The sequence below is a fragment of the Sphingomonas pollutisoli genome, assembly GCF_029167165.1.
Classification (GTDB): Bacteria; Pseudomonadota; Alphaproteobacteria; order Sphingomonadales; family Sphingomonadaceae; genus Sphingomonas; species Sphingomonas pollutisoli.
On the sequence record NZ_JARFNJ010000002.1, the window covers coordinates 610,925 to 624,864 of the forward strand.

Annotated in this window: 17 protein-coding genes; 15 read left to right on the forward strand and 2 right to left on the reverse strand. The window is 64.3% G+C overall.

Going from position 1 to position 13,940, the window contains the following annotated elements; genetic code table 11:
• The first annotated feature begins 311 nt into the window (after positions 1-311).
• From PX554_RS06190 to PX554_RS06200, 3 genes are all read left to right on the forward strand, one after another.
• Positions 312-875, forward strand: a complete 564-nt coding sequence (locus tag PX554_RS06190; RefSeq protein WP_275499838.1) for an RNA polymerase sigma factor — start codon at positions 312-314, stop codon at positions 873-875.
• Positions 868-1,866 carry a FecR family protein gene (locus tag PX554_RS06195; RefSeq protein ID WP_275499840.1) on the forward strand — a complete coding sequence of 333 codons (999 nt, stop codon included), beginning with the start codon at positions 868-870 and terminating at the stop codon, positions 1,864-1,866. The genes PX554_RS06190 and PX554_RS06195 overlap by 8 nt, the downstream gene beginning before the upstream one ends.
• A gap of 86 nt (positions 1,867-1,952) precedes the next feature.
• Positions 1,953-2,291, forward strand: a complete 339-nt coding sequence (locus PX554_RS06200; protein ID WP_275499842.1) for an STN domain-containing protein — start codon at positions 1,953-1,955, stop codon at positions 2,289-2,291.
• A 242-nt stretch (positions 2,292-2,533) separates the two neighbouring features.
• On the opposite strand, the gene PX554_RS06205 is transcribed toward PX554_RS06200, so the two are convergent.
• Complete coding sequence (locus tag PX554_RS06205) at positions 2,534-2,989, reverse strand: helix-turn-helix domain-containing protein (protein WP_275499844.1); 456 nt, start codon at positions 2,987-2,989, stop codon at positions 2,534-2,536.
• Between the two features lie 141 nt (positions 2,990-3,130).
• A complete protein-coding gene (locus PX554_RS06210) occupies positions 3,131-3,421 on the reverse strand; it encodes a hypothetical protein (RefSeq protein WP_275499846.1) in 291 nt (96 codons plus the stop codon).
• A 693-nt stretch (positions 3,422-4,114) separates the two neighbouring features.
• Between PX554_RS06210 and PX554_RS06215 the strand changes: the two genes are divergently transcribed.
• From PX554_RS06215 to PX554_RS06270, 12 genes are all read left to right on the forward strand, one after another.
• On the forward strand, positions 4,115-4,861 hold the full coding sequence (locus tag PX554_RS06215; RefSeq protein WP_275500006.1) for a DsbC family protein: 747 nt from the start codon (positions 4,115-4,117) through the stop codon (positions 4,859-4,861).
• A gap of 175 nt (positions 4,862-5,036) precedes the next feature.
• On the forward strand, positions 5,037-5,351 hold the full coding sequence (locus PX554_RS06220) for a hypothetical protein (RefSeq protein WP_275499848.1): 315 nt from the start codon (positions 5,037-5,039) through the stop codon (positions 5,349-5,351).
• Positions 5,352-5,482: 131 nt separating this feature from the next.
• Positions 5,483-5,749 carry a type IV conjugative transfer system protein TraL gene (traL, locus tag PX554_RS06225; protein WP_275499850.1) on the forward strand — a complete coding sequence of 89 codons (267 nt, stop codon included), beginning with the start codon at positions 5,483-5,485 and terminating at the stop codon, positions 5,747-5,749.
• 5 nt (positions 5,750-5,754) lie between these two features.
• The gene (locus PX554_RS06230) at positions 5,755-6,393 is read left to right on the forward strand and encodes a TraE/TraK family type IV conjugative transfer system protein (RefSeq protein ID WP_275499852.1); all 639 of its coding nucleotides are present in this window, start codon (positions 5,755-5,757) and stop codon (positions 6,391-6,393) included.
• Positions 6,374-7,138 carry a type-F conjugative transfer system secretin TraK gene (locus PX554_RS06235; protein WP_275499853.1) on the forward strand — a complete coding sequence of 255 codons (765 nt, stop codon included), beginning with the start codon at positions 6,374-6,376 and terminating at the stop codon, positions 7,136-7,138. The genes PX554_RS06230 and PX554_RS06235 overlap by 20 nt, the downstream gene beginning before the upstream one ends.
• A complete protein-coding gene (locus PX554_RS06240; RefSeq protein ID WP_275499855.1) occupies positions 7,135-8,454 on the forward strand; it encodes a TraB/VirB10 family protein in 1,320 nt (439 codons plus the stop codon). Before PX554_RS06235 ends, PX554_RS06240 begins: the two co-directional genes overlap by 4 nt.
• A 26-nt stretch (positions 8,455-8,480) precedes the next feature.
• On the forward strand, positions 8,481-9,110 hold the full coding sequence (locus PX554_RS06245; RefSeq protein ID WP_275499857.1) for a TraV family lipoprotein: 630 nt from the start codon (positions 8,481-8,483) through the stop codon (positions 9,108-9,110).
• Entirely contained in the window at positions 9,107-11,641 is a 2,535-nt protein-coding gene (locus PX554_RS06250; RefSeq protein ID WP_275499859.1) for a TraC family protein, read from the forward strand. Before PX554_RS06245 ends, PX554_RS06250 begins: the two co-directional genes overlap by 4 nt.
• Entirely contained in the window at positions 11,638-11,967 is a 330-nt protein-coding gene (locus PX554_RS06255; RefSeq protein ID WP_275499862.1) for a hypothetical protein, read from the forward strand. The genes PX554_RS06250 and PX554_RS06255 overlap by 4 nt, the downstream gene beginning before the upstream one ends.
• Entirely contained in the window at positions 11,964-12,200 is a 237-nt protein-coding gene (locus tag PX554_RS06260; RefSeq protein WP_275499864.1) for a hypothetical protein, read from the forward strand. The genes PX554_RS06255 and PX554_RS06260 overlap by 4 nt, the downstream gene beginning before the upstream one ends.
• Complete coding sequence (locus PX554_RS06265; RefSeq protein WP_275499866.1) at positions 12,190-12,840, forward strand: conjugal transfer protein TraW; 651 nt, start codon at positions 12,190-12,192, stop codon at positions 12,838-12,840. Before PX554_RS06260 ends, PX554_RS06265 begins: the two co-directional genes overlap by 11 nt.
• On the forward strand, positions 12,837-13,850 hold the full coding sequence (locus tag PX554_RS06270; RefSeq protein WP_275499868.1) for a TraU family protein: 1,014 nt from the start codon (positions 12,837-12,839) through the stop codon (positions 13,848-13,850). The genes PX554_RS06265 and PX554_RS06270 overlap by 4 nt, the downstream gene beginning before the upstream one ends.
• Positions 13,851-13,940: the final 90 nt, after the last annotated feature.

The following is a 13,940-nucleotide window of genomic DNA, read 5'->3' on the forward strand; positions in this document are numbered from 1 at the left end:
TGGAACGCGCAACCTAGCCCTGCTTCCGAGGAAAGGTCGGGAGCGGGGCGTGGAAACCCCACCATATGTCCTCGGTCACAGCTTCCTGCGGCCGGGTGGCATGCGCGCATGTCCAGCCGGCAACGGTAAAGGCGCATGCGCCTGACATATGGCAGGTTTCCAACATCCGGCTCCGGCCGCCGCCCTGAGTGGACATAGGGGTAGCGAATGAGCCGAAGACGAACAAAGCCGGTTTGCCATCGGTCAGCGCGCCGGGAACGCGACGCGCGCGGGACCACCAGACTGCGGATACGGGGTGAATTGCCCCGCCGATGAGCATCAAGCGAGCCGGAGCCGCGAAGGCGCAGCTAGGGAATCCCACCGAAAGCGACCAGTTTCCTGGATTGGCCGAGGCTTACCGGCGCGAAATCCCGCGGCTGGTGCGGCTCTTCCGAATGACTGTCCGCAACCGGGATGATGCGGACGACATGGCGCAGGAGACGTTCGCCCGCTTCCTAGGCGCTCCTCGCCCCGCGAACATCCTGTCTCCCGGGAACTATCTTACGAGGATTGCCTTCAATCTTATACGCGACCGCGACAAACGCGGATCAACCAAGCTCGCGAAGCTTTGTCTTCCGATTGAAGCTGGTCTTGTTGCGTTTGCCGATGACGATCAGCATCGGGAAATTGAAGCGCGTCAGCAAGCCGAAGCCTGGCGGAAAATCCTTGAGGAGTTGCCGCCGCTTACCCTGGACGTGTTCCTGCTCAATCGCATCGATGGGTTGACCTACGATGCGATTGCGAACCGCTTGGGCATTTCCAAGCCTCGTGTACAGAAGCATATTGTGAGAGCCCTGCGACATATCGACGCCAATATGGACCGCGCGGATGTCTGAGCTATCCGATGAAGAGCGCTACGAAGCGACAGAATGGTTGGCGAAGATGATGGACCAACCCGAGGCGCACCGCGCCGATCTCGAAGCGTGGCTGTCCGGCAACGATGCCAGGCGAACACACTATGATCGCCTCTTGACTGGGTTGCACGGCTCGACCTGGGGCGCCGAATTCACCGGCATGCGCGCGAGAAACGCGGAGCGGGCCGTTCCCTGGACTGTCTTCTGGGCCGGCGTGCGGTGGCGCCCCGTGCTTGCCGGCTCCGCCATCGCAATCATTGTCGCGGCGTTTGGCTATCAGTTCGCTCGCGATCGCAGCCACATCGCGAGCGCCGACCAACTGCGAACAACGATCCAAACGCAAATCGGGGAGGTGCGTCCGACGCGGCTTGCTGATGGAACGGTCGTGACCCTCGACACCGGGACGGAGATTGTGGTCGACCTTGCGAGCGACACACGGAAGGTGGAGCTTAGGCGTGGGCGCGCACGATTCGCCGTCGCGGATCGCGGATCGCCCTTCAAAGTCGTGGAGGGCGCGAACAGCATTGTCGCCGCGTCAGGTACGTTCGATGTGAGCTATCGCGGTTCGCTTACCGCTCAGGTGATCGAAGGAACTGCCGAGGTTCGGCTGCAACCCGCAGCCTATTTCGCGTATCGCGATTTCCCCATTCGCCTGACTTCCGGACAGAAACTGGTCTTTACCAGTGGACAGAGCGACCCTCCATCAGCCATCGACGCCCGACCTTCGGATCAGCAATGGATTGGCGGCGTGAAGAGTCTCAACGACGTTCCGATCAGCGAAGTCATCGCGGAGGCGAACACCTATAGTGACACCAGAATCGTGCTCGCTGATCCGAGGCTTGGCGACAAAGTGATCTTCGGGGATCTCCACATCAGGGACATCGACGCGGTTGCCAAGGCGATCGCCGACTATCTCCATGTGAAAGTTGATCGTTCGCATCCCGGCAAGCTAATATTGGTGGCGCCAAATTAGCTGCTGATCGGCTCGAAAATCCGCCTGCATCGTCCTTGTTCATAGAGGCCATTGAAAACGGCTCTTCGAGCGAGAGGCGCAGCGGAATGAGAGTTAGCAGCCTGGCGGCTATCGTCGGTCCTATGATATCAATTGCGATCATTGTTCCCGGCGCTGCCGCCCATGAGCAGCATCGCCGCCACTATGATCTCCCGGCGCAAGAGCTTAGATTCGCGACACGCGCCGTCGCTCGCCGCGTCGGCTATCAACTCGTCGCCGACGCCGACGCAATTCGCGGGAAGCTCTCCAAACCGCTGAAAGGGGATTTCACGGTCCAGGAGGCAATCGCCGCCCTTCTAGAGGGCCAAGGGTTGTCATTCGAAATCAAAAACCGGACGATCTTTATTCGCGCAGCGATTGGAACGCGCTCGTTGGCCACGTTGTAACAGATTGTAGATCTCAAGGGACGGCTTATCGTGCCCTTCGGGCCGAAAACGCTATGCCCGGCAACTCGGCAATCCGCCTCACTCCTGATATTCGAGACTGGCGCTTGGGCTCGCCACATATTCGCACCAGATGCTCAGCACGGCGCAGGAATCCTCCGGAAATCGAGCGGGTCTGATGATGACGGTCATCGGTGCATTATCCGATATCAATGCGGCAGCAATCGGATCGGAATGTGCTCCGCCTAAACGCTTTCCGGCGGTTCCGGCTGAGTTTCCAAAACCAGCCGTACGGCGCCCGGCGTCTCATCTCGCGAGCGTTGCCGGTGAAGAAACGGCCGGACGTTGAACGAGGCGATCAGTTCGATGCAGAGCGACTCGAGTTCGTGCATATCATCGTGCAGCAGTCCTCGCGGAAAGTGCAGATGGTGCTCGAGGAACAGCATCGGGATCAAGAGGTGCGCTGCCGAGAGCCCTAAGCCATGGGCAAGACGAAAGTGATCGTCGATCCGCGATTTCGGGTTGCCGGCTTCGATCTCGCGAAGCCAGCGCACACCTATCCCGACCTCGGAGGCGAGTTGTTCTTGCGTCTTGCGCTGGAAGCGTCGCCGCTCCTCGATGCGCCGGCCTGAGATGCGCTTCACCTCAGCCAGGATAGACGCGCGTTCGTCATCATCGACAATGCTCTGAGACGACATCATCAGGATCTCCCTGAGTGTTTCTCAAAGCTCCCGTGCATGCTCCGACGCTAAAAATTTGCGTATTCCACGCATATGGTCAAACAAAACAGTTCCCATTTTGAAAGGGTTTACGGTCGTTACAGCCGCCGTTCAGACACTCGGCTATTTGCCTTCGATGTCTTTTTGCATGCGCCGATAGGCGCGGGTCACCTCTGCGTCTTCGGCCTGGGCCATGATCGTGAGGGCTGCCAAATAGATCTCGCCTGGTCTCGGGTTCTTCCAGTAGAAATCGGTCTCGACCACGCGCTCTATTATTCGCGCCACCAGGTCCCGGAAACAGATCGGCGTTCCCACAAAGTGAATTACCGGGCCGGAGAGGTTGTGGGTCCTTGGTCTATTGAGCTCGTCGACAATCGATTCGGTATCGAGCGCGTCGGCAATCCGAACCGCCACATATAGAGTTGTCCCATAGGGAACGAAGGACCGGGTCAGGGAAGCAAGTCTATTGTGGCAGGCGAGGAAGGCGTCGAACCCCCTCTCGGACAAGCCAATTCTGTGCGTCCTTGATTTCATCCCTAATCCTCGGTGATTCGCAGACCCTCTCATTGGAAATGACGATGTTCGGCCAAATTCGAGCCGGCTAACCGCTAAAAATCGGCAAATAAATGCCTATTGCGGCATTGTCGTGCCTAAATCGGCATCCTGGTGCCCTGCCTATTGTGTGCCTCCCAATCCTTCCTGCAACTGGCGCCCAACGCGGTCTGGCAGGGCACTTCCGACAGCTAATTCAAAGTTTCCCGCCTTGCCCGACCGCCTCACGCGAAATGCAGAGGATCGTAGCATGAGACAGCCGCTTTGTGGCTTGCTGCTCTGCGCCGTCGTCGCTTGTGCGACAGCGCCCGCCGCAGCCGACACCGCCGCCCCCGCGCCACAGGCCGCACGCGGCGACCCGTGCGCCGGCCAGCACAACGCACGGGTCGCCCAGGATTCCAACTGCTGCAAGGTGCCGAGCTTCGCTCTCGCCGACGCCTCCGCGCCCAGGTCGCCGGCGCCGGCCGCCGCGCAGCCTGACGGGCACGAAGACGTGGGAGGGCCACGCAAATGAGCCCGCGCACCAAGCTCTTCGCCCTGCTCTGCAGTGGCGCCATGACCATCTCCTTCGCCCCTGCCCTCGCGCAGGATGCAAAGGAGAACGACAAGGTGATCGCTGCCGCGGCCGCACAAGCCGAAGCGGAACTCCACCAGACGTTCACGAACCTGCAGTTCGATGAATTCGGCCCATCGCCGATCGTCGGCCCGATCTACCAGGCGGTCGCGGGCGGACGGATCATCTATTACGCGCCGAAGAGCGAGCATCTGTTGTTCGCCGCCGTCTATGACAAGAATGGCATCAATCTCACGGCGCTTGCCCAGGAGCAGAGCGCCCAGCGCAAGCTGAAGGTCGTCGATCCGGCCAAGGCGCTCGCGATCGGCCCGGCCAATGCCCCGACGGTGATCGAGTTCACCGACCCGGACTGCCCTTATTGCCAGGCGCTGGAGCGCTTTTGGGCGGCGAAGGCCGCGGAGGGCAAGCCGGTCCGGCGGCTGGTCTATTTCGTGAGCGGCATTCATCCGACCGCGGCGGCAAAGGCGGAGCATATCCTGTGCTCGCCGGATCGCGAGGCGGCCTTCAAGGCTACCTATGCGGGCCAGGTGCCCGCGCAGCTGCGGGCATGCGCCGAAGGCCGTGCCAAGGTCGAGGCCGACGCCACCCTGGTCTCCAAGGTCGGGATCACCGGCACACCGACCCTCATCGTCGACGGCAAGCTCGTGTCCGGCTTCCAGCAGGCCGAGCTCGAGGCATTCCTCGATCGGCAGGGCCAGCAAAAGGCGGCGACCAGTGCGCCGCGCTGACCTCAATTCTCTTCTGGCGGGCGTCCGGGATGGAGCGGCTATCGCTCCTCGGACGGACCGGAATGCCGGCGGCGGCGGGCCTAAGGGGCCGTCCACTGTCGCCCCGGCCGACCTCGATCTCGATCGGTGCCGGCAGGCATTGTCCCGGACGGCTCCTGTTTCACGGAGCAGTACAATGATGCGAAAAATCGGAAGCAAGGCCCTCGCCATCGCGAACGTCGGCCTCCCTTTGGGAGTCCTCGCCCTCACGAGCGGCACGGCCCACGCCTTCGCGCCGCCGGCGCAGGGCGATCTCGGGTACGACATCTACGATATCGTCGTGAACAAGGGCGTGAAGGGGCCACTCGGCTTCGTCGGTGGCGTCGCCGCATTCCTGTTCGGCGTGTCGCGCCTGTTCAGCAATATCATGATCGGCATCCCGACCATCGTGGCGGCCGTCTGCCTCATCAAGGCGGACAGCATCCTGATGACGTTCGGGATGGTGATCTGACGCATCGGGCGCGACCGCGCGCCGGTGCTGACCGGCGTCTCGGTCGCGCTCCCACGAGCTGGGGGCCGATGGTCGGCCTCTGGAACATGACGGCGCCTCTCAGGCGGTCATGAAGCAGGAGGAGAAGGGCGATGGATGAGCGTCTGCCGCAATATCTGCACAGACCGGTTCAGATCCTGTGGTTCGGGTCCGATGAATTCTTGCTGGCGACCTCGACCGTCTTCGTGGCGGTCATCGTCGGCGGGATCATCGGCTGGGCTCTGATCGTCGCCCTTCTCCTTTTCATTCCGTGGAAGCGGACAAAACCCCGTGGCTATCTCGCGCACATCGCCTGGCGTTGGGGACTGGTCAGCTTCAACCATTATCCGGGTCCGACGCAGACCCGGTTCTGCGAGTAACCGCGATGGGCATTTTCAAGCGAAGGCCCGCGTCGGCCGACCCGCTGCTCGGCAAACCGGCCAGCTTCGGAATCCACCGCTACCTGCAGGGCAGCAGCAATCTGTTCGAGGAGAACAGGTTGCTCAAGGCGGCGATCGCCGGCCTGTTCGGCGTGACGGCGGTGCTCGGCACGGTCATCTACACCACCAACCAGAATGCGCGCACGGTGATCGTGCCCTTCGGCGCCAGCGGCGATCTCTATGTGACCGGCAGCAAGCCCTCGGAAGCGTATCTGCGCACCATGACCCGCAACATCGTCGGGCTGGCCGGAACCTATTCGGCTTACTCGGCGGACCGGCAATTCCAAGAGTTGCTCGGGCTCGTCCATCCGTCCGCTTATAATGCGATGCGGGACTCGCTGAACGGGATACTCGACGATCTGTCGCAGAATCCGACGCTCTCCATCGCCACCTATATCCGTAACGACCAGCCGGTCACCTGGAACGGCCACGAGATCATCGTGCCCGTCGAGAAAGTCAGGGTGATCGGCGGCGTGATCCGCAAATTCCGCGGTAACCTGCGCATTGGCTACGCGATCGAGAATGGTCGCTTCTGGCTGACGCGCCTCTCCGAGGAGCAGTTCGATGCCGAAACCCGCCAGTAGGGCCACGCTCGCGCTCGCGCTCGCGCTGGCTGCGGCCAGCCCGGCCGCCGCGCAGTCGATCCGGGCGCTGCCCGACCAGACAAGCCGCGTCCGCGTCTCGAACCACGACATCAACCATATCGTCTGCGAGGGCGGCGACATCGATGATGTCAAATTCTCGGCCGAGAAGGGCATCACCGTCGAGAAGGGCGGCTCCGACGCCTGGGTCAAGTTCTTGGTCAAGGAGACCGATGACGCCGGCCAGGTGACGCGCAGCTATGTGACGGCGCCGTCCGAATTCTTCGTGAGCTGCAACGGCGCGAACTATCCGCTTTATGCCGAGCCGGCCGACGTGCCGGCGCAAACGGTGGTGTTGGTGGCGGGCTCGGCGCAGCGCGCGCGCGCCAACACGGATCTGCTCGGTCCGCTGGTCGAGGAAGAGCGCGCGGTCTCCATTACCCTGGCGATCCTCGACGATCGGGTGCCGGCCTCCTTCGCCGAGGTGGCGCCCGCTGCCGGTACGATCCAGCTTGCGGGATTGCCGGCCGCGACCCTGGTGGAACATCGCCGTCTCGACGTCGAGGGATCGGGCCTCACCGGCTCGGAGTATCTCGTCCGCGCGACCGGGCCAGTGACGCTGGATGAACGGTCGTTCCTCGATCCGGCGCTGGGCGCCGGGATCTTCGCAGTCACGTTCGATCGCGCCCAGCTCGCTGCCGGAGACACGGCGCGCCTGGTCGTCATTCGCCGGGGAGCGGTCCAATGAGCGGTGATGACACCCAGAGCGGCGCGTCGCGCTATCAGGCTCATCTTTCCGAGGAAGCAGCAGAGGATCGCGATGAGCCCGGTGCGGCCGGGCGCGCGCCTGCCCTGCTCGACCTCAAGGCGCAGTGGGGGAAGCTGACCGCCAGGCAGAAGCTGCGCGCAAAGCAGGCGGGCGTTGCCGTCGCGGTCGGCGTGCTCGGTCTCGGCCTTTATAGCGCCACGGCCAATCACGAACCGCCCAAGCCCGCTGCGGACACCGCCAATCTCAACATGGGTGCGGGCCTGCGCGGCGACAGTCTCGAGGAGAAGGTCCGCGGCGACCTCAAAAAGGTCCTCGACGGCCAGCAACTGCTCGGCGACCGCGTGTCGGCGATCGAGGAAGGCAAGGTCGTTCCCGGCACCAAAGCGGCGCCGGGCTCCGGGACCGGCGCGGACGGCGATCTGCCGCCCGCCCTGGCTGACGCGCCCCCGCACCTGCCCGCGCCACCCGAGACGGGCGACGTCGGCGGCGGCGGCGACAAGCTCCCTGCTCCTCCCGCGCCGCCGCCAGCACCCGCCGCGCCGCCCGCGCCGCCTGTCGAGAAAAATGTCGGCTCGATCGGCACGGCGACCAGCCAGGTCGCCCCGCGCGACGCCGCAACGGATGGATCGGGGGCCTCGAAAAAAAAGATTCGGACGATCTATTTGCCGCCTGGTTTCATGAAGGCGCGCCTCCTGACGGGGATCGACGCGCTGGCGAGCCGGGACGCCACCAGCAATCCCGAGCCAATCATCGCTCGCGTACAGGCGCCCGCCGTCCTCCCGAATGAGGTCAAGGCAAACCTCGCCGGCTGTTTCGTGATCGGGAATGCCACGGGCAGCCTCGCGAAGGAGCGGGTCGAGGTCCAGTTGGTGACGCTTTCCTGTGTCGATTTCGACGATCACTCGGTGGTCGACCAGACCGTGAAGGGCTTCTTCGTTGACGCTGACGGGAAGAAGGGCCTCAGCGGCAAGGTCGTGACCCGCGCCGGGGCGACCCTGGCGCGTGCCTTCCTGGCGGGCACGATCAGCGGCATCTCGCGATCGGTCGAGGACACGTTCGGTCAGACGTCGACATCGGCGCTGGGCACGGTCCGCACGCTCGATGCGGGCGATGCCGCGAAGGAAGGCATCGCTGGAGGCCTCGGCCGTTCGTCCGACAAGCTCACCGATTTCTATCTCGATCTCGCGCGTCAGGCTGGCCCGATCGTCGAGGTCGGCGCGGCCAAGGATGTGGTCGTCGTCATCCAGGAGGGCGTGTCCCTTGAGATCAAACCCAGCGCCGGGACGAAATTCTGATGCCCGCGCTCATAGGAGATCGCCTCATGTCGAAACTGGGTTCCCGCTCGCGCGCCTGGTGTGCGCCCGCTTCCTGCCTTGCGCTCACGCTCCTGTCGGGATGCGCGACGCTCGGCTCGGTCTTGTCGCCTTATAGCGAGAAATTCTCGTGCAAGAATAGCGACCACGGCCAGTGCATCCATCCCGAACAGGCCTATGCCGATGCGGTCGCCGGACGGGCATCCAAATCGGACCCGGCGGTGACGAACGACAAGAAGCTCCTCACCAAAGAGGATCGAGCGGACGCCCGCCGCAAGGACAAGAAGCGGGAGAAGGACAAGCTCGCCGGCGCGAAGGGTAGGCCCGAGGTGGCAGCGGCGCCGAACGCCTATGCCGGCCTCGCCGCGAGCGTGGCGGACGCCGGCACGCCGATGTTGCGGCCGTCGCGCACGGTCCGCACGCTGATCCTTCCTTATGCGGACCGCCAGCGGCCGGACCGGCTCTACATGTCGCGTTTCGTCTATTCGATGCTCGGGCAGCCGGCCTGGGTAGTCGGCAGCTATCTGGTCGAGCCGGCAGGCCGCGCGCCCAACCCGCCTGTGCTGCGCTCGGTGCGCGATACCGGCGCCGAGACCGGTGAGGCCTCGGCCCCGATCGGTGCGGAGCCGCGCCCGTGAGCCCTCGCAGCGCCCGAGCCGATCGCGGCCTTTCGCGCCGCCGCCTGCAGGCGGCGGTGGAACGCGACGCCTATTCGGACTTCCTGCCGATGGTCGCCTGGGTCGACGAAGAGGAGGCTTTCCTCTGCATCGACGACGGCTGGGGCTATGGATGGGAGCTGGTGCCCGCCGCCTATATGTTCAGTCACGTCCAGCAGGCCTTGCTGGGCTTGCTCAACATCCAGTTCCCCGAAGGCACGACGGTCCAGCTCATCACCTTCGCGGACCCGCTGATCGATCCGGCGCTCGATGCCTATCTCGATCTCAAATCCCGGCCCGACCCGTTGGTGCAGGCGTCGGCGCGGCGCACCGCCGAGTATCTGCGTGCCGGCACGGAGGGCCTCGATGCGCTCCACGGCATCCCGGTCCGCGATTTCCGCCTCTTCCTCGCGATCAAGACCCGGGTGCGCATCGGCGCGGACCTGCGGCGCCAGGTCGAAGAGCAGCTCGCGAAGATGGGGATCAGGCGCCTGCCGCCCGAGGAACTGGTGAGCTTCTATCGCCGCGTGTTCAATGGCGTGTTCGAGCCGGCGCCGGGTGTGTTTGCGCAGGCCGGTGACTCCGGAGCGCCCGCGCCTGCGATCCGCAAGCAGATCATCGACGCCGGCCCGGATCTTTTTTTCGATGGTCCCGAACTCTTCATCGGCAACCAGGTGGCGCGTTGCCTGACCCCCAAGGCGCCGGCACGCCGGATCACGGCCGAGCGCACGAACCGGCTTCTCGGCGGCATGCGCGGTTCGGCCGAGGACAGCGACCAGATCGGAGGCCCGTTCCTGTTCTGCCTCACCGTCCTGTTCGATGTGTCGCAATTCGAAGTCCACAAGCGTGCCCAGATCCTGTCGGCACAAAAGGCGGCTGGCAGCTTCGCGATCGAAGTGGGGAAACAACTCGAAGAAATCGGCTGGATCCTCGACGAGGCCGCGAACAGCCGCTTCGTCTCGGTGATCCCGACCGTGTGGGTGTTCGGGCGTGATCGAGCCCAGGCCCGTGAGATGGCGGCGCGCGCGAAGCGGCTGTGGGAGTCCGAGCCCCTGCCCTTCATGGTGCAGGAGGAATCCTATCTGCTGCCGGTGCTGCTCGCGGCGAGCCTGCCGTTCGGCCTGTATCCTGAGAAGCGTACGATGCGGCTGCTGGAGCGCGATTTCCGGATGCCGGCCAAGGCGGCGACCCTGCTGGCGCCGGTCCAGACGGATTTCCGCGGCGGTGGTCGGCCGGCTTTGCTCTATGTCGGGCGCAAGGGCCAACTCGTCACGCTCGATCTGTTCGACCCGCGCATCAACAATTACAATTTCATCGTCAGCGCGGAATCCGGCGCCGGCAAGAGCTTCCTGCTGAACAACCTGTGCCAGCAATATTATGCCCAGGGCGCGCTCATCCGGATCATCGATATTGGCGGCTCGTACCGGAAACTCTGCACGCTGTGCTCGGGCCGCTATATCGATATCGGCGAGGAGCGGCTGGTCCTAAATCCGTTCGACATGGGGCTCGCTCTCGATGGCGACGATCGCCAGTCGGCCATCTCGATGGCGGTCGCGATCGTCGCGGAAATGGCGAACGCCTCCACCCGCAAGTCGGTCTCGACCTCGGAATGGAACCTGCTCAAGTCGGCGGTTCAATGGACGGTCGAGACCGGCCGCGGCCAGCGCGGCATCGACGCCGTGCGCGAATGGCTCGGGCACTATCCCGACAATGCGGACAGCGAACTCGATCGGGTGGAGCATCTCGTTCCGGTTGCGCGGGAGCTGGCCTTTAACCTGCGCGATTTCGGGTCGGACGGGCAATATGGGCACTTCTTCAACGGCCCCTCGACCTTCGACATTTCGCGGGACGAGTTCGTCGTCCTCGAGCTTGAGCATCTCGTCAAATTCAAGGACCTTTTCAACGTCATCATCATGACGGTGGTGAACGCCGTTACCCAGGAACTCTACCTCTCCGCGCGCGATCGGCCGCGCTTCGTGCTGTGCGACGAAGCGGCGCAGTTCATGACCAAGAGCGACGGGCAGGACCTGTCGCGGCTCGCCGAAGCGTTCGGCCAGGGCTATCGCCGCGCCCGCAAATATCAGGGCAGCTTCGGCATCGTCATGCAGTCGATGAACGATCTGTTGCTGTTCGGCGGGACCGGCCAGGTCATCCTGGAAAATGCCGCGACGCGCTTCCTCCTGCAGGGCTCGACCTACGACAAGGCCGTCGAGAACAAGATTCTCGACTATAGCGGCTTCGTCCTCGAATTGCTGAAGTCCGTCCGTAACGCCAAGCCGAACTATTCGGAGGTGTTCATCGACAGTCCGCTCGGGCTCGGCATCGCGCGTCTGGTCGTCGATCCCTTCTCCTACTGGATCAACACGAGTGCGCCGAACGAGGTCGCTGCCTTCGAGGCAAAGCTGCGTCTCGGCCGCTCGCCGCTGGTCGCGGTGTGCGAACTGGCCGGCGTCGATCCTGCCGAGATTCTCGGGTCGGCCGCGCTGGGCCTGGCCGGTGGAGTTCGACCATGACCCGGCATCCTTTTCCGCATCCCGACCAATTGATGCTCGATTGGGAGAACGACCCCGCCGTTCAGGCGCGGATCGAGCAACTGGCCGCGGAGCTGGCCGAGCGGCAATCGTTTCAGTGGCGTCTCCGCCTGATGATGATCGAGTCCGTGATGATGGGCAGCCTCGTCATCGCCGCGGGCACGGCGCTCCGTCAGCCTACGGCCATGGTCCTCCAGTCCGGTCTGTTCGTGGCGGCGGCGTGCCTCGCCAGCGGCATGATCCTCATCGGTCTCTCCGCGCTCTGCGCGGTCGGCCTCGCCAAGCTGCGCAAGCGGTGGGCGCGATGAACGGGATATTCTCCGCGACGCCGGGGACGGGCCCAATCCGCCTGATGGTGGGCACCCATGGGCTCATGATCTCACAATCGATGCTGACGCTCATGGCCCCGGATATCGCCGGGAGCTTTCGCCTGCTGGTCCTGCTCATTCTCACGCTCGCGCTGAGCGGTCTCGGCGCGGCGATGATCGGCCTGCCGGCGGAGGATCACGAACCTTATTGGAGGCGCCGCCATGGCCGGTGATCGCATTTCCTGGCCCGACCGGCGAGACGTGTTCCTTGTCACTGGCATCGGCGCCGCGCTCCTGGCCGTCGCGGCGAATGCCGCCACGACCACGATCGGGCGGACGTGGCCGATCGCCGAAGCCGACGCGCTGAGCGAGATCGAGGGTCGCGCCACTCGCGTACCGGACATGCGCCGGGCTTATGGGCCGCGATCGGGCTGGTCTGCGATGAAGGCGGCCTCGCTCGGTATCGCGCGCGCGGACCGGCAGCGCTCGGTCGTTCCCTTCTACACGCTCGACCAGGACATCAAGCTGCCTGATGGGCGGCTGGTTTACGGCAAGGGGTTCACGTTCAACCCGCTCGCTTATGTGAAATTGCCGCAACGGCTGGTGATCGCGCATCCCGCCGAGCTTGGCTGGGCGCTGCGCACCGCGCGACCGGCGGATTTCATCCTGCTCGCCGCCGGCAATCCCGGCGATCCCGACGCCATCACGCTCGGGGAGCGGCACGGCCGGTCGATCTTCATCCTCGAGGAGCGGGTCAAGCAGCGCCTCGGCCTCACGGTGGCGCCCGTCGTCGTCATGCAGTCCGGACAGAAGCTGGTGCTGACCGAAGTCGGTCCCGCGAGCCGGCTGCCGGTCCAGGGAGCGGCGAAATGATCGGCCGTCGCGCGATATTCCTGATCGGCCTGCTGATCGGCTTCGCCGCCGTGACCTTCTGGCCGGCCCAGGCGCATGCTTCCTCATGCGACAGCTCCGTCTTCAACCCGATCACCAAGGTCCGGTGGAGCTGCATCTTCCCGATCACCATCGGCGGCGTCCGGGTCGGTCCGCACGATCCGCTCGGCAGTGCGCTCGATTCCCAGACCGCCGCCAAGCCGCTGTGCGCGTGCCGCAAGGGCGTGACCTTCTGGTTCGGCGTGAAGGTCTCGTTCTGGAGCCCGAACCGGATGGTCGACGTGGTGACCGAGCCGGGCTGCATGATGGCGCTCGGCGCGGACATCCTGCCGACCCACGGCAAGCTCCAGGGCAGCCAGTCGAGCATCTCGGACGGCACGAACACCCGCAAGATGTTCGCGCAGATGCACTATTATGTGAGCCCGGTCTGGAAGATGCTCGATATGTTCACGGACCTGCCGTGCCTCGAGGATGACGGGTTCGACGTCGCGCTCATCACCGAGGTCCTGCCGACCTGGCAGTCGGCGACGCTTGGCGCGATCATCCAGCCCGAGGCGATCCTGTTCGGCAATCCCGCCGCCGGCCTCGCCTGTATGGGCGACAGCGCCGCGGCCGCGGCCGGCAAGGTGGTCGATCCGCTCTTCTGGTGCATGGGCAGCTGGGGGAGCACGTATCCCATCGCCGGCGACATCCATTTCGACGACAGTGTCGAGGCATGGGCCGGGCTTGCCGCACGCGGCGTGTTCATGATGGGGCGCCTCGGCGCGCTCACCATCAGCTCCGCGGACGGCTGCTCGTTCATCCCGCAGCCGATCTGGACCAAGAGCCGGTACAAGCTCCAGATGATGGAGCCTGTGAAAGGCGGCCAGTGCGTCAATATCGGCCGGCCCGGTGCCTTGTGGACCAGCGCGAAGCACGCGCCGGGCAAGGACAATGCTCAATTCATGCTCTTCGAAAAGACGATCTGCTGCGCCGGAGTAGCGGTGCCATGACCAGATCGTCTCCCAGATGCTCCGCCATGGCAACCTCTTTGGATCGATGGCCTGCCCGCCGGGTCAATCAGCCACAGGTAGCGTGCGGAG